Raw genomic sequence first — 20,151 nt, 5'->3', positions numbered from 1 at the left:
TAATGCATCTTTTACTGGCGCAAAAAGGTGCAATCAGTGACGCTGATGAGGCAATTGATCTTGGACAATCGGTAGGTGAAGTAATTTTTCTATCATCTGCCGATACGGAGCTATGTAGCATAGCCGCGGCAAAATCCGTGCTTTTAGATAAGGCTTATTCATTACGGTTAGCCAATTTAATGGCTCTTTCTCACCCGATGTCGGTCGATCAATATATTGAGCGGACTGCAAAATTCGCTCGCCTTATTGTTGTACGTGTTATTGGCGGCGTAAGTTATTGGCGCTATGGTTTGGAAACGCTTTACGCTGCCGCTTGTGCGCATGATATTAAATTGGTGGTTTTACCAGGTGATGATAAACCAGATCCAACTTTGATGCGTTTTTGTAGCATTTCCCGCGAGGATTGCGATGCTTTGTGGCAATATTTGATTGAAGGTGGCAGCTTTAATGCTCAAAATTTTCTCAATTATTGTGGTTTTATATTAGGGATAAATGAACGTCCAATTAGTGCAAAACCTTTAATGAAAGCGGGACTTTGGTGGCCCAATCTTGCAAATCCTAGCTTGACAGAAATTCAAAATAAATGGCAAGAAAATGGGGTAGTCGCCAATAGCCCTATTGTGCCAATTACTTTTTATCGTGCTCTTGTTCAAAGTGGGCAGACTGAGCCAATTGCAGCGATAGTGGAAGCTTTACAGCAGCGCGGTCTTGCACCGTTACCACTTTTTATAAGTAGCTTAAAAGACAGTTTAAGTGTTGCTATTCTTGATGAATTGCTAAGCCAGTGCCCACCAGCGCTTATTTTAAACACAACGGGTTTTGCTGTTTCGTCATTAAGCGGTGAGACAACCGGTACAGTGCTCGATAAATATCATAATATGGTGTTGCAGGTGGTTTTATCAGGTAGCGATAAAGCTACATGGCAATCATCAAGTCGTGGTTTGCCAGCACGAGACATTGCCATGAATGTGTCTTTGCCGGAAGTGGACGGCCGTGTTTTAACCCGTGCTATATCCTTTAAAGCGGCAGAGTTTTTTGATGAAGAGGTGGAAGCCAATATTATTCGCCATCAAATACAGCAAGATCGTGTTGATTTTGTTGCTGATTTAGCAAGAAATTGGATTAAACTTGGCAAAAAAGCGCCAATTGAGCGAAATGTCGCGTTAGTTATGGCTAATTATCCGGGTGGTGATGGCCGTTTGGGACATGGGGTTGGTCTTGATACACCTGCAGCCACCCATTTGGTATTGAATGCTTTACAAAATAATGGCTATAATGTTGAAAATATCCCAGAAACACCACTAGCTCTTATGGAAAAGCTGATCGAAGGGCCCACCAATGAGGGCGTAAAAGGTCGTATTATTAATGTGTCCCTTGCTCTTCACCGTTATCGGCAATTATTTGCACAATTACCGCAGATCACGCAAGATGAAATGAAAGAGCGCTGGGGTGACCCACAGGGGGATGCAACTATTGTTGATGATGCTTTTGCGCTGCCAATTCTGTCCTTTGGTAAAATAGTGGTTGCATTACAGCCTGAGCGTGCTTTTGGTATGGATGCCAAACAAGTTTACCATGCCCCTGACATTGTTCCATCTCACCATTATATGGCATTTTATTTTTGGCTGCGTCATGTCTATGGGGCAGATGCTATTGTGCATATGGGTAAGCATGGCAATTTGGAATGGTTACCAGGTAAAGCATTGGCGCTGTCGCAAAATTGCTATCCGGAACTAGCGCTTGGTGCAATCCCGCATATTTATCCCTTTATTGTCAATGATCCAGGTGAGGGGACGCAAGCCAAACGCCGTTCAAGTGCAGTGATAATCGATCACATGACACCGCCATTAACCCGCGCTGAAAGTTATGGGCCGCTTAAAGATTTAGAAGTCTTGGTGGATGAATATTATGAAGCATCAGGGGTTGATCCGCGCCGATTGTTGAAGCTGAAAGATCAAATTTTACAATTGGTTGACATAACAGGTATTGGTAGTGATGCAGGGATTAAAGGTCACGATGATGAGAATCTTGCCTTGCAAAAACTTGATGCCTTTTTATGCGATTTGAAAGAATTACAAATTAGAGATGGTTTGCATGTTTTTGGCAGGGCGCCAACCGGCAAGCAATTGACTGATCTGTTAGTGGCTTTGGTTCGTGTTCCACGGGGTCAAAATGAAGATGGTAGTTTACATCGTGCTATAGCCAATGATCTTGATTTGGGTTTTGATCCGTTAAATTGTGATTTGGCAGCGCCTTGGCAAGGTAAGCGACCTCAAATCCTTGCTGATTTAATCAATGATCCTTGGCGTAGCTTCGGTGATAGCGTTGAGCGTATCGAATTATTAGCGGCAAGTCTTGTTGAAAAAACTATTATTTGTCCAGCCTTGCTGCCACAAACCCAAATAATTTTGCAAAAAATTGATAGGTTTTTACGCCCTTTAGTAGAAAGCTGCGGCAATGCCGAAATGAATGGCCTGCTCACTGCGCTTGATGGTAAATTTGTTGCTCCAGGACCATCTGGTGCGCCAACGCGCGGGCGACTTGATGTCTTACCAACAGGGCGCAATTTTTACTCGGTTGATAACCGCGCTGTGCCAACCCCTGCTGCATGGGATTTGGGTTTTCGCTCTGCCGAATTGTTGATAAAACGCTATGTTCAAGATCACGGTGATTGGCCAAAAGCGCTGGGGCTTACCGTTTGGGGCACGTCTAATATGCGCACGGGCGGCGATGATATTGCACAGGCTTTAGCTTTACTTGGCGTTAAGCCCTTATGGGATATGGCATCACGGCGGGTGACGGGATATGAAATTATACCTTTAGAAAAATTATGCCGTCCGCGTGTTGATGTCACGCTGCGTATATCAGGGTTTTTCCGTGATGCGTTTCCCGATCAATTGGTTTTGCTTGACCAAGCCATTAGAGCTGTTGGTGCGCTTGATGAAGAGGAGGGCTATAACCCGATTGCTGCCAATATGAAGGGGGACATGATGCGTTTCATGGATGACGATGGATTAACCCATCAACAAGCGAGCCAAAAGGCGGGCTATCGTATTTTTGGTGCAAAACCGGGTCATTATGGCACAGGGTTACAAGAGCTTCTTGATTCTGGCGAGTGGGATGGGCGAGATGATCTTGGAAAAGCATGGCTTGCTAATTCTGATCATGCCTATGGCATAGGCGAGGGGGAAACGGCAAGCGCGGAATTAAATGCCAGAATGGTTGCCTTGCAATTAATTGTACAAAATCAGGATAATAGAGAGCATGATTTGCTAGATTCTGGTGAATATTATGCTTTTGAAGGTGGTATGGCTGCGGCCGCGGCAACACAATCAGGGCTATGGCCGCAAATTTATCATAATGATTTATCAAGGCCAGAACGCCCCCTTATCAAAACCTTGGAGGAAGAAATTGCCCGCACATTGCGTGGCCGTGCCATCAATCCCAAATGGATTGCAAGTGCGATGCGGCACGGCTTTAAGGGCGGCGTAGAAATGGCAGCAAGCGTTGACTATCTTTTTGCGTTTGCAGCAACTACAAATGCCGTGCGTAGCGATCATTTTGAAGCAATTTATGATGCTTATATTAATGATGATATGGTTCGATCATTTTTGACTGAGCAAAATCCGGCAGCATTGCGTGAGATAGCACAAAAGCTAAATGAGGCTTTAGATCGTGGGCTTTGGGTTGGGCGCTCCAATTCAGCAGCATTTCAATTGGAAGAATTACAAAATAAGGGTGAATGAAATGGATAAAACCACTATGACGACCGAGGAAATCAATGCCCGTCACGCGGAAAAAATGAAGAAAAAAAAAGCTGCCCGCGATCGAATGAATGAGGGGAAAACCGGCGAAAAAGGACTTTTGATTGTTAATACCGGTAAAGGTAAAGGCAAATCAACCGCAGGTTTTGGTATGGTTTTTCGCGCCCTTGGCCATAATATGAAAATTGGTGTTGTGCAATTTGTTAAAGGTTCACGCGCCACCGGCGAGCGTTTGGCCTTGGATAAATTTGGTGATCAAGTAACTGTGTTTGCCGCAGGCGAGGGCTTTACTTGGGAAACACAAGACCGTGAAAAAGACATTGCCATGGCACGGGAAGCTTGGGAAGTTGCTAAATCAATGATTTTGGACGAAAGTTACGATATGGTGCTTTGTGACGAGTTGAATATCGTTCTGCGCTATGATTATTTGCCTTTAGAAGAAGTGCTTGAAACCGTGCGTGAACGCCCATTTATGAAGCATGTCATTATTACTGGCCGCAATGCCAAGCAAGAGCTTATCGATGAAGCTGACCTTGTTACTGAAATGGAGCTCATCAAGCATCCGTTTCGCTCAGGCATTAAAGGACAAAAGGGGGTTGAGTTTTAAAAATGGCAGCTTCTTGGCAGTTTTGGGCAGTTTTATCAGCAGTTTTTGCAGCATTAACCGCAATTTTTGCAAAAGTTGGTATTCATGGCATTAATTCTGATTTTGCTACTTTTATACGCACGCTAGTTATTGTGGCGGCACTTTGCCTGTTTTTAACCCTTACCGATCAATGGCATAGGCCAAGTGAAGTATCAGCTAAATCATGGCTATTTCTTGTTCTATCAGGGCTTGCAACAGGTGCTTCATGGCTTGCTTATTTTAGGGCCTTGCAAATTGGCGATGCTTCAAGGGTTGCACCGGTTGATAAATTATCGGTTATTTTAGTCGCGATTTTTGGTGTAGCATTTCTTGGTGAAAAACTATCTGGTATTAATTGGCTTGGTGTTGTTTTCATTGCTGGCGGCGTCATATTATTATCTTTAAAGTTATGAGTATTTTATATTCATAACTTGCGTTTTTCGTAATTTACAAAGGGTATTTATGTACCCTTTGTAAATAGAATATTTTTTTGATTGAAAGCGTTATTTGATGGAATTTGTCATATAATATTGTATTTGTGGTATATTTTTCTTTGATTGCATGATGTTTTCTTTTTATTGTTGGTGAGGTTTACCAAAAAGATATAAATTGTTGTTGCAAATTTATGTCGCCAAAATGCTCAAACCTCAACATTAAAGGAAAAAACGTGGCTGATACATCTGTGCTCGATCTTATTGGGAATACGCCGCTTATCCGTTTAAACCGCGCAAGTGAGTTAACAGGTTGCGAAATTTTGGGTAAAGCAGAATTTTTAAACCCCGGTCAATCGGTTAAAGATCGGGCAGCTTTATCGATTATTCGTGATGCAGAACGCAAGGGCGAGCTTAAAAAGGGCGGCATTATTGTTGAAGGAACAGCAGGCAATACCGGCATTGGTCTTGCGCTTGTTGGGGCAGTACTTGGTTATAAAACAATTATCGTTATTCCAAATACCCAATCACAAGAAAAAAAGGATGCACTGCGCTTGCAGGGCGCCGAGCTTATTGAAGTGCCAGCAGTGCCTTATCGTGATCACAATAATTATGTTAAATTATCGGGCCGCCTTGCCGAAAGTTTAAAAAAGACCACTGAAAATGGTGTTTTATGGGCTAATCAATTTGATAATATTGCTAATCGTGAAGCCCATATTAAAACAACGGCTCAAGAGATTTGGCGCGATACACAAGGCAATATTGATGGGTTTATTTGCTCTGTCGGCTCTGGCGGAACTTTGGCAGGTACGGCTATTGGCTTAAAAGAGCATAATAAAGCGATTAAAATTGGTCTTGCCGATCCTTATGGCGCAGCCCTTTATTCTTTTTACACCAATGGTCAATTGCAATCTCAAGGTAGCTCAATAACTGAAGGCATCGGGCAAGGGCGTATAACCGCCAATCTTGATGGTTTGTTGCCTGATTTTTCTTATCAGGTCAGTGACAGTGATGCGCTTATTGAGTTGTTCCATCTTGCTCAACATGAAGGCTTATGCCTTGGCGGGTCATCAGGTATTAATATCGCCGGTGCTATTTCTTTAGCGCGCGAATTAGGTAAGGGCAAAACCATTGTTACCATGCTTTGTGATTATGGTAACCGCTACCTATCAAAACTTTATAATCCACAATTCTTGCGCGAAAAATCATTGCCAATCCCGCAATGGCTAGATAAAGCTCAACAATATAATGTTCCTTTCGTATAATCTCAAAAATCATATTAAGGTTTTTTCTCAGTCCTTATCATTGGGGAATGAATTGCATATTCTCTCTTAAATTGTTCTCGATTTTTAACAAGAAAGGCGTAATATAGGAATAATTAGGGAAGGAAACGCAATGTCTCACAACAATCCTTTTATTGTGTCTGCAGACTGGTTGGAAAGCCAATTGGGTGCAAGTGATATTCATATTATTGACGCATCATGGTATTTGCCCAAAGCCAATAGAAATGGTCGCTTAGAATATAGTAGGTCGCATATACCTGAAGCAGTGTTTTTTGATCATGATCTTTTAAGTGATCCCAATTCCTCCTTGCCTCATACATTGCCTGATGCTGAGTATTTTGCAAAAGCGCTTGGTGCGCTTGGTATAAGTGAAAAAAATACTATAGTCGTTTACGATGGTGATGGTTTCTTTTCAGCGCCGCGTGCATGGTGGTTATTGCGCTTGATGGGCGCAGAGAAAGTCTATGTGCTTGATGGCGGTTTTAAAACTTGGCAACAGGAAGGGCGTCCTGTAACTAGTAATGATACAATTATCACCCCCAAAATATTTAATGCTAATGCTGATCTTACCAAAGTTGTTTTAATCGATGAAATGCGCGGTATTGTGAGTGATGGCAATGTTGCTATTGCTGATGCGCGCGGAAAGAAACGCTTTTCTGGCGAAGAAAAGGAACCAAGAGCAGGGGTACGTTCCGGGCATATGCCAAATGCTCAAAATGTTCCCTATTCCTTGCTTTCTGACGAGGGAAAATTCAAGTCGAACGAAGAAATCTTTGGAATTTTTAAAAGTGCAGGAATAGATCCATTAGCACCTGTGGTGACGACATGTGGTTCGGGTGTAACTGCTGCCGTTTTAACCTTGGCACTACAAGGGTTAGGAAATGAAAATGTACGACTTTACGATGGCTCGTGGAGCGAATGGGGTTCATTAGCTGATAGTTCTGTTGTTACAGATGAAGATTTGGAAATGTAAAAAATGGTTTTTAAAAAATCTCCCCAATATCTTGCTGCTCGTGTTACACATCTTGAAATGCAAACACGCGGTAATAATAGCGTTCCATTACCCATCGGTATGACGCTCGCGATCATGAAAGCGGAACAATGCCCCGCTCATTTCTATCGTTATTTATATCGCGAAATAGGTAAGGAGCATCACTGGTCCGTACGACGCAAGTTAAAAGATCAAGAATTAATTGATATTATCCAATCACCAAATACTGTAATTTATATTTTATATATTAATGGTTGTCCTGCAGGTTTTGCGGAGCTTAACCTGCGTAACATGCCTATTGCTGAAGTGTTATATTTTGGTTTGATTAAAGAGTTTCAAGGACGTGGGTTATCACGATTTTTCTTAAATGAAGTCTTATCTTCAGCTTGGGATTTAGACCCGCAAAAAGTAATAATCCAAACTAACACGCTTGATAGTCCGCGTGCTTTACAGCTATATCAAAAGCTAGGCTTTGAACCTGTTTCAACCAGCGATGTGATGATCGAAGCATGGAAAGATGATTGATTGTATTTTGTTTAATTAACAAGATATTAGGGTATCGATTTAAATAAAGATATTAAGTAAAAATGCCGGCAAGGTTTTGATGTCTCGGCATTTTTATTTGATTAGACTAAAAATTAAACATTAATGCAAGGCAATATGAAAATATGAAAAATGCCTTTAATAATTTTTAAAGCCATATTTTCCCGGATTTAAAATATTTTGCGGATCAAGTGCTTGCTTGATCAATTGCATGTAATCGACGCCATAGCCAAATTCTTTACGTAAATAAGGTGCTTTGCGTTGGCCAATGCCGTGTTCCCCCGTACAGGTCCCATCAAAAGCAATAGCTCTTTCACTTAAGCGCGCAGAAAACTCCATAGCTTTAGAAACTTCGTCTGGCTTGTCTTTGTGATATCCAAGTAAAACATGAAAATTACCATCGCCTACATGCCCAACAATAGGTCCCATTAATCCTGATTCTTGCAAGTCTTTTTGAGTTTCTTCCACGCAATCAGCTAGTTTTGATATGGGTACACAGACATCGGTTGAAAAAATTTCACACCCTTTCATTAAAGATTCGCTTGCCCAAAACGCATTGTGGCGCGCTGTCCATAATTTTGTCCGCTCTTGCGGATCTCGCGAATGGATGAAATCTAAGCCGCTATGGGATTTGGCAATTTCGTCAAAAAGCGCGATTTGTGTGTCTACACCAGCGCTGTCACCATGAAATTCAAGGCAGAGAGTTGGACGCGGTTCAAGGTCTAAACCTGAATAAGCGTTACAAGCAGCAACTTGAATTTGATCCATTAATTCAACACGCGCTATCGGTACGGCGCATTGAATCATTTCAATTACCGCATCACACGCATGTTTAACGCTATCAAATGTGCAAACACCACTGGCAATAACTTCAGGGATAGGGTGTAGTTTTAAGGTGATAGCAGTAAATAATCCTAATGTACCCTCAGATCCAACAAGAAGATGAGTTAAATCATAGCCTGCAGCACTTTTTTTTGCTTTGCTAGCGGTGCGAATAAGCCTGCCATCAGCCATAACCACCTCTGCACTTAGAACTGCATCTTTCATGGTGCCATAGCGTACAGCATTGGTACCAGATGCGCGGGTCGATGCCATGCCGCCAATAGAGGCGTTTGCACCCGGATCAACAGGAAAAAATAAACCACTGTCGCGCAACCAGCTGTTTAATACTTCGCGCGTAATACCTGGTTCAACGCTTATAGTCATGTCTTCTGGGTTAAATTCGATCACCTTATCCATGCGTGAACAATCAACGCTAATGCCACCAAATGGTGCGTTTAATTGACCTTCGAGCGATGTACCGGCATTAAATGCGATGATAGGAAGATTATATTGATTGGCAATTACCACTACATCTTGCATATCTTGAGTATTTTCAACATAAACCACCGCATCGGGTAGCTGGTGAGGAAGTGTAGTAATTGTATGAGTGTGGGTTGAGCAGACAGATTCATTGCGACTAAAATTAGCATGAAATCTATGGGCGAGGGCATCAAGCCCCTTTTCCAATTGAGAGCCGGATATTTTCTCGCGCATTATATTTATCCTAATTTTTTTGATAGCTAATAATATTAAATCAAATAGTTGAGAAGAAAATTGATGATGAAAATGAAAGTCAAAGCATTTTTAGCAAAGCAGATATAACTTTGCTAAAAACATTTTTGTGATATTTTTTTCTCAAAATCTCAAACCCAAAAGGCAATAACATATATTTGGCTTATTTATAGAAACTTAAAAAAATATATATATCAATGGGTTAATTTAAAATTGATACGAATTATAGGCTGCTTTCACTTTCGTCGGATGCGTCGCCAAGGCAAGCATCTTCATTCTTTTTGTCATTTGTCTTAGGGGCACGAATTGGTGTATCAGCAGGCAGGATATCAAGGGCAATGCCGCTATTATTCTTGTTCAATGCAACTCGCACGGTTCCACCTTTACGCAATTTTCCAAAAAGAATTTCATCGGCAAGCGGTTTTTTAATGTGCTCTTGTATAATTCTTGCCAAAGGACGAGCGCCCATTCGTGCATCATAACCTTTTTCAGCCAACCATTTAATCGCGCCATCGGTGAGGTCAAAGGTAATGCCACGATCTGCAAGTTGAGCTTCAAGTTGTATAACAAATTTTTGTACAACCTGATGAATGACAGGCATTGCTAGTGGTCCAAATGGAATAATAGCATCAAGGCGATTTCTAAATTCAGGCGTAAATTGCCGGTTTATTGCTTCAATATCATCACCAGTGCGTCGCGTATCACCAAAACCAATTGCAGCCTTTTCTAAATCCGATGCGCCAGCATTGGTCGTCATGATCAAAATAATATTGCGAAAATCAATCTGCTTACCATTATGATCTGTAAGCTTGCCATTATCCATAACCTGCAATAGCACATTATAGACATCGGGATGGGCTTTTTCAATTTCATCAAGCAGTAAAACCGCATGGCGATGCTGATCAACTGCATCGGTTATCAAGCCGCCTTGATCATAGCCAACATAACCTGGAGGGGCACCGATCAAACGTGATACGGAGTGCTGTTCCATGTATTCTGACATGTCAAAACGTAACAATTCAACCCCTAATGATGAGGCAAGCTGCTTAGCCGCTTCGGTTTTACCAACACCAGTTGGCCCTGAAAAAAGATAGCTACCAATTGGCTTATTGGGTTCGCGAAGGCCAGCCCGAGCAAGCTTAATTGAGCTAGTAAGTGCTTCAATTGCTTTATCTTGTCCATAAATAACGCGCTTTAACTCATTGAGAAGGTTTGATAAAACCTGTCTATCATCACGTGATACCGTTTTGGGTGGTATATGTGCCATACTCGCAATTGTAGCTTCAATTTCCTTGATAGTAATAGTCTTTTTACGCTTCTTTTCAGGTAAAAGAACTTGCGCAGCACCTGTTTCATCGATGACGTCGATTGCTTTATCTGGCAATTGCCGATCAGAAATATAGCGAGCCGAAAGGTCAACCGCAGCCTTTAATGCCTCATCAGTGAACTTAACATTGTGATAATCTTCAAAATAGGGCTTTAAACCCTTCATAATATCTAATGCTTCACTCGCTGTTGGTTCTTTCACATCAATTTTCTGGAAGCGTCTAACGAGTGCTCGATCTTTTTCAAAAATCTGCCTATATTCTTTATAGGTGGTTGACCCCATACAGCGTATTGCACCGGACGCCAAAGCTGGTTTTAAAAGGTTCGCCGCATCCATTGTGCCACCAGATGTTGCGCCAGCGCCAATAATTGTATGAATTTCATCAATAAAGAGCACGGCACCAGGATGGTTGCCAAGTTCTACCACAACTTGCTTTAAACGATCTTCAAAGTCTCCGCGATAACGTGTGCCTGCTAATAATACACCTATATCTAAAGAAAAAATTGTAGCGTCTGCTAAAATTTCTGGTACTTGCTTGTCAACGATGCGTCTTGCTAATCCTTCAGCAATCGCAGTTTTGCCAACGCCAGGCTCTCCAACATAAAGTGGATTGTTTTTTGAACGCCTACATAAAATCTGGATAGTGCGGTTAACCTCACTATCACGACCGATAAGTGGGTCAATCTTCCCTTCTTTTGCAAGTTCATTCAAATTGACACAATAAGATGACAGTGCATCAGGCGTCCTTTTTGTTTCAGTGTCGTCATCATCACCAACTTCAAAATCTTCATAAAAGATCATGTTGTCAGGAATACTGCCAGCCTTCGCAATGCCGTGGGAAAGATAATTCACGGCATCATATCGGGTCATTTCCTGTTCTTGTAGAAAAAATGCTGCGTGGCTTTCACGCTCAGCAAAAATAGCAACTAAAACATTGCCACCCGTTACATCGTCTTTGCTTGCTGATTGGGCATGAATAACTGCGCGTTGAATTACCCGTTGGAAAGCTGTTGTTGGTTTAGTATCATGGTCATCGGCCATAACTTGTTTATCAAGCTCAGATTGAATGTAATCTTTTATTCTGGCAGCTAAAATATCAAGGTCAACACCACATGCACGCATAACATTTGCCGCATCCTCTTCTTCTATTAATGCAAGGAGAAGATGTTCCAATGTCGTATATTCATGGCGACTTTCATTCGCAAATGTTAAGGCGCGGTGTAAAGCCATTTCAAGGCCAGGGGTAAAAGATGGCATACAACCTCACTTATTTTCCATTATGCCGTAAAGAAAGGTATTGCGCCAAATATTCAAGCTGAAGCATTTGGACAAGCTGTTCTTTAGCAATTTCATATGTGTAAACACCACATTCTGCAGCACCAAGATGATGTACAGAATAGGTAATTGCTTGCGTCTCTTCAAGTGTTTTATCTAAAATCTTTATAATAATATTGGCTGTAAAATTTAACGATGTAGATTTATAGCGCTTATAGCGCATTTGTGATGCTTCATTTTTTTGGTAGTTTTATATTTCAATTTTGGTTAACTCTATAAAGCCGAATTTTGCCGTAATTCCGGTTTTTCCTTATGCTAATTATGGGAATGAAAAATAACTCAAAATCTAGCAAGGTAGTTTTAGTCATTAACCAATCATGTTAGCAGTAAGGCTATTGTCAAAAATAAAAACCTATATAAATCATCTGTTTTATGTTTTTTTTGTTGACCATATGATCTTTGCTGCGTCCAATATATGTAAGGTCATTTCAAAAACTTATTTTTTTTCCATGATGCATTGAAGTGGGTGCTGTTCAGATCGGGCACGGTCTATAACCTGACTTACTTTTTCTTCCGCGATTTCATAGGTGTATATGCCGCATTCACCGGCACCAAGATGATGGACGGAAAAGGTAATAGCTGTTGCCTCGTCTATCGTTTTATGAAAAATTTCAATCAAGATATCAATCACAAAATTCATGGGTGTATAGTCATCATTAAGAAGAATAACACGGTAAAGGTTTGGCTTTTTTATTTTTGGGCGCGTACGAACCTCAATAGCAATTTCAGAATCACTTTCATTGCCATTGTTTGCACTGTCCTTCTGCATATGAAGCTTCCCCATTTTTGCGTCCTTGGGTGAGAACATTCTTAAAACCTTTCATGTCTTATTTTGCCGTGATTTTATTCCCTTATAGGATGATTGCAACTATGGAAATAATAACCCTATCATTGTCTCAATGTTTAAATTCTAATTTGTAATATGGTTAATTTTGTTTAATATTTTGTTTTTAAAAGATTATTTAAATAATGTTTATGGTTTGTTTTCTTTTTGCCTTTTTCTTTTCTCTTTTTGTTCTCGCTATAAAAATGATTTTTCTTTAAAAAAGCTTTTATATTTGAATGTGCGTAAACGGATTAGTAACGCTGTTTGCACTAATCTAACACCAAATCATCGTTAAGCGAATTTTTAGCGCTGAAGTGTAATGCTTAATGCAGGGTGTAGATGTGCGTAAAACTATTGAAAAATTAACATCATTTTTTTGCAAGTCAACAATGGCAGTTGTTGCGTTGTCATTAAGTGCAAATATTGCCGCTGCTGCTCCTAAAGGGGTTTATGCTGATAAATATGCTGCAATTGTTATTGATGCAAATTCGGGTAAAACTCTTTTTCAGGAAAATGCTAATGCAAAGCGTTATCCTGCATCGCTAACGAAAATGATGACGCTTTATATGTTATTTGAAGCCATGCAGTCAGGGCGCATTTCACCCAATACACCTATTCCTGTTTCTGCTTATGCCGCCGCACGTCCCCCAACAAAAATTGGCTTTAAGCCTGGTCAGACGATTCCTGCAGAAATTGCAGCTAGAACTTTGATTACGCGCTCGGCAAATGATGTTGCAACAGCAATTGCTGAATATCTTGGTGGTTCAGAAGCTCGTTTTGGGCAAATGATGACTGCAAAAGCACGTCGTCTTGGTATGATGAATAGTAATTTTGTTAATGCATCTGGCTTGCCTGATCCACGCAATTACACGACTGCACGTGACATGGCTTTGCTTTCACTCGCATTACGTGAGCATTTTCCACGCCAGTATGGTTGGTTTTCTTCTACAAGTGTTAACTTTCGTGGTAAGACAATTAACGGGCATAACCGTCTTGTTGGTGCAATGAAGGGTGTTGATGGCATTAAAACAGGTTATACGCGTATGTCTGGTTTTAATCTTGCCACTTCAATGCGTATTGGAAATAAATCAATTGTTGGCGTAGTTATGGGTGGTCGTTCGGGTGCGTTGCGCGATCAGCATATGCGTGAACTATTGCTTACTTATATTGATGGTGGGACGGGAAAACGCAGCGTAGCTCCGCTTTTAGCTAGCCGCAGTTTTGAATTGCCACAAGGCCATGAAGCACCAATACCTGTTGCGCGCAATAATAATGTTAAGCCACAGGCTCAACCTGTTGAAAATGTTGAGGTTGCGAGCGTAACTGATCGTGAGCATGATGCTGCGTTGTTAACAGCTCTCGCTTCACGTAGTGCAAAACTACCACCAGCAATTGCTGCGGCTAATGATGTTGTAATTGAAAGCTCACCAATTAAAAATCCACCAAAGCCTGTTTTTAAAGCAAGTTTTGTTAAGTCAAATGTCAATGATAAACAGGTAGTTGTGGAAGATGTTGTTGCTAATACGATTAATAGTGAGATTATAGCTGTTCCGCAAGACGATGTTATTCCCGTGCCTAATGATTTGGACACCGTTGTTACTTCATCAATTAGTAACTCTAAAAAGGGTTGGGTTATTCAAGTTGGATCAAAATCTACCACTGCTGAGGCTAATGAGGCTTTGGCAAAGGCGGCAGCTGCAGGTCAACAGGCTTTAGCTGGCACAGATCCGTTCCTTGCTGTTTTTGATCAAGGTAATGAGCGTTATTATCGTGCACGCTTTGCGGGTTTTCAATCTAAAACTGCTGCGTGGCAAGCATGTAATAGCTTGAAAGATGCAGGGATTGCTTGTTATGCTTTGGAAGACTAAGTAAACTTAGATAATTAGTTTTTTTCTCTTAATGTAAGACCCATCATAATAAATGATGGGTCTTTTTTAATTTATAGTGATTTTCAAAAGAAAATGCGCATAAACAAATATAGATTATAGATAATTTTTTGGCTCTCTATGCTTTACTGAAATTTCTATTTAAATCTCAAAGTGATCCTTAGCATATCAAATATTGCTAAGAATGTTTTTATGATTAATTTGATTTTTCTTTATGGAAAACGCCTATATTAAAATGTAACAACTAAAAACTAACATAAACAGGCAAAACAATAAGAGTATAGCTTCTCATTATCGCAGTTCTATATTAATTCCATAGCTAGATTTAATTTTGGTTGGAAAATTGGTCGGAGCGGCGGGATTCGAACCCACGACCCCTTGACCCCCAGTCAAGTGCGCTACCGGGCTGCGCTACGCTCCGAGCCGACCGAAGCAATAGATTATGAAGCTGATAAAGGCAAGCGAAAAATTTCAAATTAATAACAAGAAAAATGAATAATCTTGTTTTTAAAGACGGTCCGCATATCATTATATGTAAATATTGAGCAGTCATAGGGGGGGAGAAGCCTAACTTATTGTGGTCTGTTAGATGACTCTTTTAAAATATAAGCGATAAGGTCATCAAGGTTTTCACCTGGCGCAAACCTTATATTAGCCATTCTGTTGCCTTTTATCATCGCTTGAGGCCCAAGCAAAAATTCGCGTAACGTGTCTTTATTCCAAACAAGGCCATCTTCTCCAGCTTTTTTCATTGCTGGCGAATAACGAAAATTAGGAAGCGATCCCGCAGTGCGGTTTATAATATTTTGTAATGATGGACCTACACGATTTTTATCATTATCGATCAAATGGCAAACAGCACATCGTTTATATATTTTTGAGCCGCGCTCAATATCGCCTAATGGCTCCTGCGCAGTGGCAAGAAGAGGGAGTATAAATAATGCAACTGGCAAAAAATATTTTATTAAATGTGTTTTCATGGTTTTTGATTGAATGCTTTATGTTTAGGTCTATTTTAAATGTCTTCTAGATAAAACGTAACGCGGTAAGTGTCCATGGCGGCAAATCGCCACTGCCTGACAGTGGGATGGCAATTTTGTTGGTAAAAAGGCATGCGATTGAAATTGTCAGAAGCTTCATCTTGTTTTATATTGCCTGCCTCATATTCTGATTAAAATCTTGTCGTTTAATTAAAATATTGATGGTGTTCTTGCGTTTGTCAATCAGCCACACTAAGTATAACACGAATTGAAAGGTTGAATAAATGAGCCGTTTTGCCGTTATATCTCTAACAGACAGTGCTGTTGAGCGTATCAAAGAAATTATGGGGAATAATCCTGATGCCCAAGGTATCCATGTTGGTGTAAAAAAGGGTGGCTGCGCAGGAATGGAATATACCATAAATTTGATGAAGGAGCATGAGGGAAATTTTGATATTGTTGAAAAAGACGGAGCCCGAGTTTTTGTTGGGCGTGATGCTGTTCTTTTCCTTCTTGGTACGCAAATGGATTTTGAGCAAACCACCCTTAGGACAGGATTTGTTTTTAATAATCCTAATCAAACTTCGGCTTGTGGCTGTGGTGAATCTGTTGAATTAACTCCTGTTTCCATGGAAATATTAGAAAAACGTCGAGAACAAGCAATTTAGCGTCGCTTGTGTTTTTTTAATCACGATCGCTAATCTCACTATATTTAAGCAATCTCATTTAATTATATTACCATCATTGAAGGGCAATCGCTTTGGCATCATTCACATCTTTTGGCGATGAAGCTAGGATGAGCCTTAACACTGTTTCTGACCGTTTTTCAGGAATTATCCATCCAACTATAAGACTGGGTGTCACTGGACTTTCTACCGCTGGAAAGACAGTTTTTATTACATCATTAATTCAGAACTTACTAAGAAGTGGGCGCTTGCCACTTTTTAAAGCTATAGCACAAAAGCGCATAATATCCGTTGATATAGAGCATCAACCCGACGATACATTGCCTCGTTTTGAGTTTGAAAAGCATATAGATAGTTTAACATTAAAGCGCCAGTGGCCCCATTCTACTCGCTCATTATCACAATTGCGATTAACAATAAAGTATCAATCAAATTCTACATTTAGTAAATATTTCTCACGTGGAAAGTTAACTATTGATATCATTGATTATCCGGGTGAATGGCTGCTTGATCTTCCTTTGCTGGCAAAGGATTATCGGACATTTTCAAAAGAGTCTTTTGAGCGCGCAAATAATAAATTACATAAGGAATTTGCAAGTGATTGGCTTGGTGCAGCCCACCACGTCAATAGCTTTGCAAAGGCTAGCGATGATATCATCGATCAATTAAGTTCGGTTTTTAAGACTTATTTAAAGTTGGCAAAGGAAGATAAAAGTGCAATTTCCATGTTGCCACCGGGTCGTTTTTTAATGCCTGGCGATCTTGATGGTTCGCCTGCGCTTACCTTTGCACCTTTGCCTAATTTAAGCGACAAACCATTTCAGCCTCACTCTTTGGCATCTGTGATGGAGCGGCGTTATGAATCTTATAAAAAGCACGTGATTAAGCCATTTTTTTTAAATCATATCGCTCGTTTAGATAGGCAAATCATTCTTGTGGATGCGATGCAAGCGATTAATTCGGGTACCCATGCTGTGCAAGACCTGCAAAATTCTTTGACAGAAATTCTATCATGTTTTCGTTCAGGTGCTAATAATTGGGCAAGTCAACTTATTAGCCACAAAATAGATCGAATTGTGGTTGCCGCAACAAAGGCAGATCAACTTCATCATGAAAGCCATGAGAGGCTGGAAAAAATTATTAAGCTCTTAACACTCAATGCGCTTGAAAATGCAAAATTGCGTGGTGTTAAAACTGATAGCATAGCCATGGCTTCAGTGCGCACCACCCGTGAAGCCTTGGCAAAAATTGGCGATGAAGAACTACCTATAATTATTGGGACACCATTAGAAGGTGAAATAATTGATGGCGTTTGCTTTGATGGTGAAACAGAGACTGCAATTTTTCCCGGTGATTTGCCAAAAGATCCTCAAGATATTGTCGATCATGATAAAAATATGAATATTCGCTTTATCCGGTTTCGCCCACCAATTGTTAAAGCGACTGATCCATTGCCGCATATTCGTTTGGATCGTAGTTTGGAATTTTTGCTTGGAGATTACCTTGCATGACACAGCGTAGGCCAAGGGCCATTTCTGATCTTGAAACTATCAATATAACAGCAGATCCCTTTGATGAGGCTGAATTAGCCGATCTTGACGTGCTAGCGCAGGAAGAGCAGGGCAATAAGCAATATTTCACGTGGAGTAAGATTTTTTTATCCGCTCTTGGCATATTATTATCCTTAGCAATTGGCCTATGGATTGATGATCTTGTCCGTACTTTATTTTCCCGCTATGTAGCTCTTGGATGGTTTGCGCTTGTAATTGCAGTTACTGGGCTCTTGGCTTTCATTATTTTTATTTTCAATGAATTGCGCGCAATTATACGTTTACGTTCGGTATCTGAAATAAGGCGACAGGCTCGCGATGCGGTTATGCGCGATGACATGAAAGAAGCGAAAAAGGCAATCCATGCACTTAATAATTTAGTTGAAGGGCAGGCGTTAACTCGGCATGGACGCAAAATAATTGCTGCTTTTGAAGATGATATCATTGATGGACGCGCGCTTATTCATTTGTCAGAGGCTGAAATATTGCGTCCTTTAGATAAAGAAGCACGTAGTTTAATTTTGGCATCTGCTAAGCGTGTATCAGTCGTAACAGCAGTAAGTCCGCGCGCCTTTGTTGATATTATTTATGTTTTTTATGAAGCCACCAAGCTTATTCGCGCTATAGCGTCGCTTTATGGTTGTAAGCCAAGTCGGTTTGGTTTTATTGCCATATTGCGTAAAGTCTTATCTCATTTAGCTGTAACTGGTACTATTGCATTAGGTGATAGTTTTATACAGCAATTCATTGGACAGGGACTTGCAGCGAGGTTGTCGGCAAAACTAGGTGAAGGTGTTGTAAATGGGTTGATGACAACCCGTATAGGAATTGCAGCAATGGATGCACTTCGTCCTTTTCCTTTCGATGGTGAAAAACGTCCCAGTATTGGTGATTTTGCCGGTGATCTTATTCGTTTTTCAAACAAAGATTAATAATGTAATTTGATCTAAGGCTAAGTTCTTTTATAATTAAAGCGGAATAATTATTATTTAGCCTAGCAATTGAAATATCTTATTAACCATTTTTTGCGATTTTTAACCATAAGAATCTCAACTATTATTCTTTAATTTAAATCTTGATGCTTGATATTAAATGCATTTAATTGTTACTTTAATTGGATGCTCCATGGTTGTAAGCTAATGTGAAGCTGATAAAAGGAAAGCTGTTTAAATGAAAAAAATTTTATTGCCGCTTTTTGCAGCTGTCATATGTTCCTCTTCCGCTTACGGTGCTGCACAAGACGCCGAGGAAGTTTTTTTTAAAAAAATTGAAGGGCAATGGACCGGGCCAGGTGAAGTTGTTGCTGGGAAATATAAAGGTACGCGCTTTACCTGTACATTTTCAGGTGTGCAGGAACAGGCAAAGGTTGGTATGGTCTTGGATGGTTCTTGCCGTGTAGGCATTTTTAGCCAAAGCGTCAAAGCTCGTGTTGCACGCATTGAAAAAGGTTATCAAGGCGCATTTAATAATGGTGCCAAGGCTGACGGCATGGATATCATTTCGGGGCGTATTAGCAATAAGCATATGGTTTTTGGTCTAGTGCGAGAAAATATTAATGGTACGATGACCGCGCATCTAGCTGATAATGATACAATGAATATTACCCTATCGGTTAAGGTTTCTGAAGATATGATACCAGTGGTTGGCGTAAAACTAAAACGCAATGGTAAAAACGCCGTTCAAAATACAGCCCAAAACGATTTTCAATAATTTATAAATCTTATATTTAAATTGAGATATAATTATCGAGCGGATCTTTAAATATACATTCAAAAATTATGCCGTTTAAAAGAAGCGCTACGCTATGTTGCAGTTAAGCATTCTCACTGCTTGTTAACTTGCACAATGCCATTACAATCTCGTAAGTTAAAATAGTTTTAAGTCACAAGTGGACATAATGGTGTAACCAAAGCATCTCAAGCAACATGCATTTTACTAGTTAGCCGCCTTTGGAATAGCCAAGATCATGGGCATCAACGCTCTCCTTTTCCGCGCTCGTGCTGATTGAGCATAAGCATGAACAAATCTCGCATCAAGCATCAGTCATATGATGGCCGGCTCTATAGCAATTTTCTCTAACCGCTCAGGTGGGAAACTCTTTTCAATCCGCAATTATTCGCGTCGATTTACTGTTCCGTAAGGGCCAAAACAAGCTAGAAGGTCACACTAACGCCGACCTGAGCGCTTGCCAGATCAAGGCGTTAATAAAGCTGCATTTATTTGTATTAACACCACGCTGTTCAGTTCGTCCATAAGCAATGATGGGTGCTTAGCGCTCCGATTGTTCATCTGTATGGTCAGTAATCATTTTACTCCCCATAAAACCACAATAAAATGAAACTATAATAAAAATAAGGGCGTTCCTAAAAT

Annotated in this window: 15 protein-coding genes, 1 tRNA gene and 1 pseudogene; 11 read left to right on the top strand and 6 right to left on the bottom strand. The window is 40.4% G+C overall.

Annotation, left to right across the window (positions count from 1 at the left end; all coding sequences use genetic code 11):
• The first annotated feature begins 2 nt into the window (after positions 1-2).
• The 6 genes from cobN (at position 3) to N6B01_RS06425 (ending at position 7,619) form a co-directional block, all read left to right on the top strand.
• Positions 3-3,746 (top strand): cobaltochelatase subunit CobN, encoded by a 3,744-nt coding sequence (cobN, locus tag N6B01_RS06450; RefSeq protein WP_262080461.1) that lies wholly within the window; start codon positions 3-5, stop codon positions 3,744-3,746.
• Position 3,747: 1 nt separating this feature from the next.
• Positions 3,748-4,371, top strand: a complete 624-nt coding sequence (gene cobO, locus N6B01_RS06445) for a cob(I)yrinic acid a,c-diamide adenosyltransferase (protein ID WP_262080459.1) — start codon at positions 3,748-3,750, stop codon at positions 4,369-4,371.
• Between the two features lie 2 nt (positions 4,372-4,373).
• Positions 4,374-4,802, top strand: a complete 429-nt coding sequence (locus N6B01_RS06440) for an EamA family transporter (protein ID WP_262080458.1) — start codon at positions 4,374-4,376, stop codon at positions 4,800-4,802.
• Positions 4,803-5,056: 254 nt separating this feature from the next.
• Positions 5,057-6,085, top strand: a complete 1,029-nt coding sequence (locus N6B01_RS06435; protein ID WP_262080457.1) for a cysteine synthase A — start codon at positions 5,057-5,059, stop codon at positions 6,083-6,085.
• Between the two features lie 130 nt (positions 6,086-6,215).
• Positions 6,216-7,076 (top strand): 3-mercaptopyruvate sulfurtransferase, encoded by an 861-nt coding sequence (gene sseA / locus N6B01_RS06430; protein ID WP_262080455.1) that lies wholly within the window; start codon positions 6,216-6,218, stop codon positions 7,074-7,076.
• 3 nt (positions 7,077-7,079) lie between these two features.
• Positions 7,080-7,619, top strand: a complete 540-nt coding sequence (locus tag N6B01_RS06425; RefSeq protein WP_182419447.1) for a GNAT family N-acetyltransferase — start codon at positions 7,080-7,082, stop codon at positions 7,617-7,619.
• A 156-nt stretch (positions 7,620-7,775) separates the two neighbouring features.
• Here the strand turns inward: N6B01_RS06425 and N6B01_RS06420 are convergent, their stop codons facing one another.
• The 4 genes and pseudogenes from N6B01_RS06420 to clpS all read right to left on the bottom strand — a co-directional run bounded on the left by N6B01_RS06420 (position 7,776) and on the right by clpS (position 12,637).
• The gene (locus tag N6B01_RS06420; RefSeq protein ID WP_262080453.1) at positions 7,776-9,173 is read right to left on the bottom strand and encodes an FAD-binding oxidoreductase; all 1,398 of its coding nucleotides are present in this window, start codon (positions 9,171-9,173) and stop codon (positions 7,776-7,778) included.
• A gap of 378 nt (positions 9,174-9,551) precedes the next feature.
• A pseudogene (clpA, locus tag N6B01_RS06415) lies at positions 9,552-11,775 on the bottom strand (ATP-dependent Clp protease ATP-binding subunit ClpA); the annotation flags it as partial.
• Between the two features lie 10 nt (positions 11,776-11,785).
• Positions 11,786-12,016, bottom strand: coding sequence for an ATP-dependent Clp protease adaptor ClpS (locus N6B01_RS06410; protein ID WP_262080451.1), 231 nt, complete (start codon positions 12,014-12,016; stop codon positions 11,786-11,788).
• Positions 12,017-12,289: 273 nt separating this feature from the next.
• Positions 12,290-12,637 (bottom strand): ATP-dependent Clp protease adapter ClpS, encoded by a 348-nt coding sequence (gene clpS / locus N6B01_RS06405; protein ID WP_410007241.1) that lies wholly within the window; start codon positions 12,635-12,637, stop codon positions 12,290-12,292.
• Positions 12,638-13,005: 368 nt separating this feature from the next.
• Between clpS and N6B01_RS06400 the strand changes: the two genes are divergently transcribed.
• Complete coding sequence (locus tag N6B01_RS06400; protein WP_410007240.1) at positions 13,006-14,547, top strand: D-alanyl-D-alanine carboxypeptidase family protein; 1,542 nt, start codon at positions 13,006-13,008, stop codon at positions 14,545-14,547.
• A 362-nt stretch (positions 14,548-14,909) separates the two neighbouring features.
• Here the strand turns inward: N6B01_RS06400 and N6B01_RS06395 are convergent.
• Together N6B01_RS06395 and N6B01_RS06390 are read right to left on the bottom strand one after the other, a co-directional pair.
• Positions 14,910-14,986: transfer RNA gene (locus tag N6B01_RS06395), tRNA-Pro, on the bottom strand.
• Positions 14,987-15,137: 151 nt separating this feature from the next.
• On the bottom strand, positions 15,138-15,545 hold the full coding sequence (locus N6B01_RS06390; RefSeq protein ID WP_262080450.1) for a c-type cytochrome: 408 nt from the start codon (positions 15,543-15,545) through the stop codon (positions 15,138-15,140).
• Positions 15,546-15,829: 284 nt separating this feature from the next.
• On the opposite strand from N6B01_RS06390, the gene sufA reads away from it, so the two are divergent.
• The 4 genes from sufA (at position 15,830) to N6B01_RS06370 (ending at position 19,491) form a co-directional block, all read left to right on the top strand.
• Positions 15,830-16,213 carry a Fe-S cluster assembly scaffold SufA gene (gene sufA, locus N6B01_RS06385; protein WP_182419442.1) on the top strand — a complete coding sequence of 128 codons (384 nt, stop codon included), beginning with the start codon at positions 15,830-15,832 and terminating at the stop codon, positions 16,211-16,213.
• A 92-nt stretch (positions 16,214-16,305) separates the two neighbouring features.
• Positions 16,306-17,742 carry a YcjX family GTP-binding protein gene (locus tag N6B01_RS06380; protein WP_262080449.1) on the top strand — a complete coding sequence of 479 codons (1,437 nt, stop codon included), beginning with the start codon at positions 16,306-16,308 and terminating at the stop codon, positions 17,740-17,742.
• Complete coding sequence (locus N6B01_RS06375) at positions 17,739-18,713, top strand: YcjF family protein (protein WP_262080447.1); 975 nt, start codon at positions 17,739-17,741, stop codon at positions 18,711-18,713. The genes N6B01_RS06380 and N6B01_RS06375 overlap by 4 nt, the downstream gene beginning before the upstream one ends.
• 238 nt (positions 18,714-18,951) lie before the next feature.
• A complete protein-coding gene (locus N6B01_RS06370) occupies positions 18,952-19,491 on the top strand; it encodes a hypothetical protein (RefSeq protein ID WP_262080446.1) in 540 nt (179 codons plus the stop codon).
• The last annotated feature ends 660 nt before the right edge of the window (positions 19,492-20,151 follow it).

This window comes from Bartonella sp. HY406 (assembly GCF_025449315.1).
Lineage (GTDB): Bacteria > Pseudomonadota > Alphaproteobacteria > Rhizobiales > Rhizobiaceae > HY038.
The sequence above is the reverse complement of the archived record's forward strand: the minus strand, read 5'-3'. Positions and strand labels throughout refer to the sequence as shown.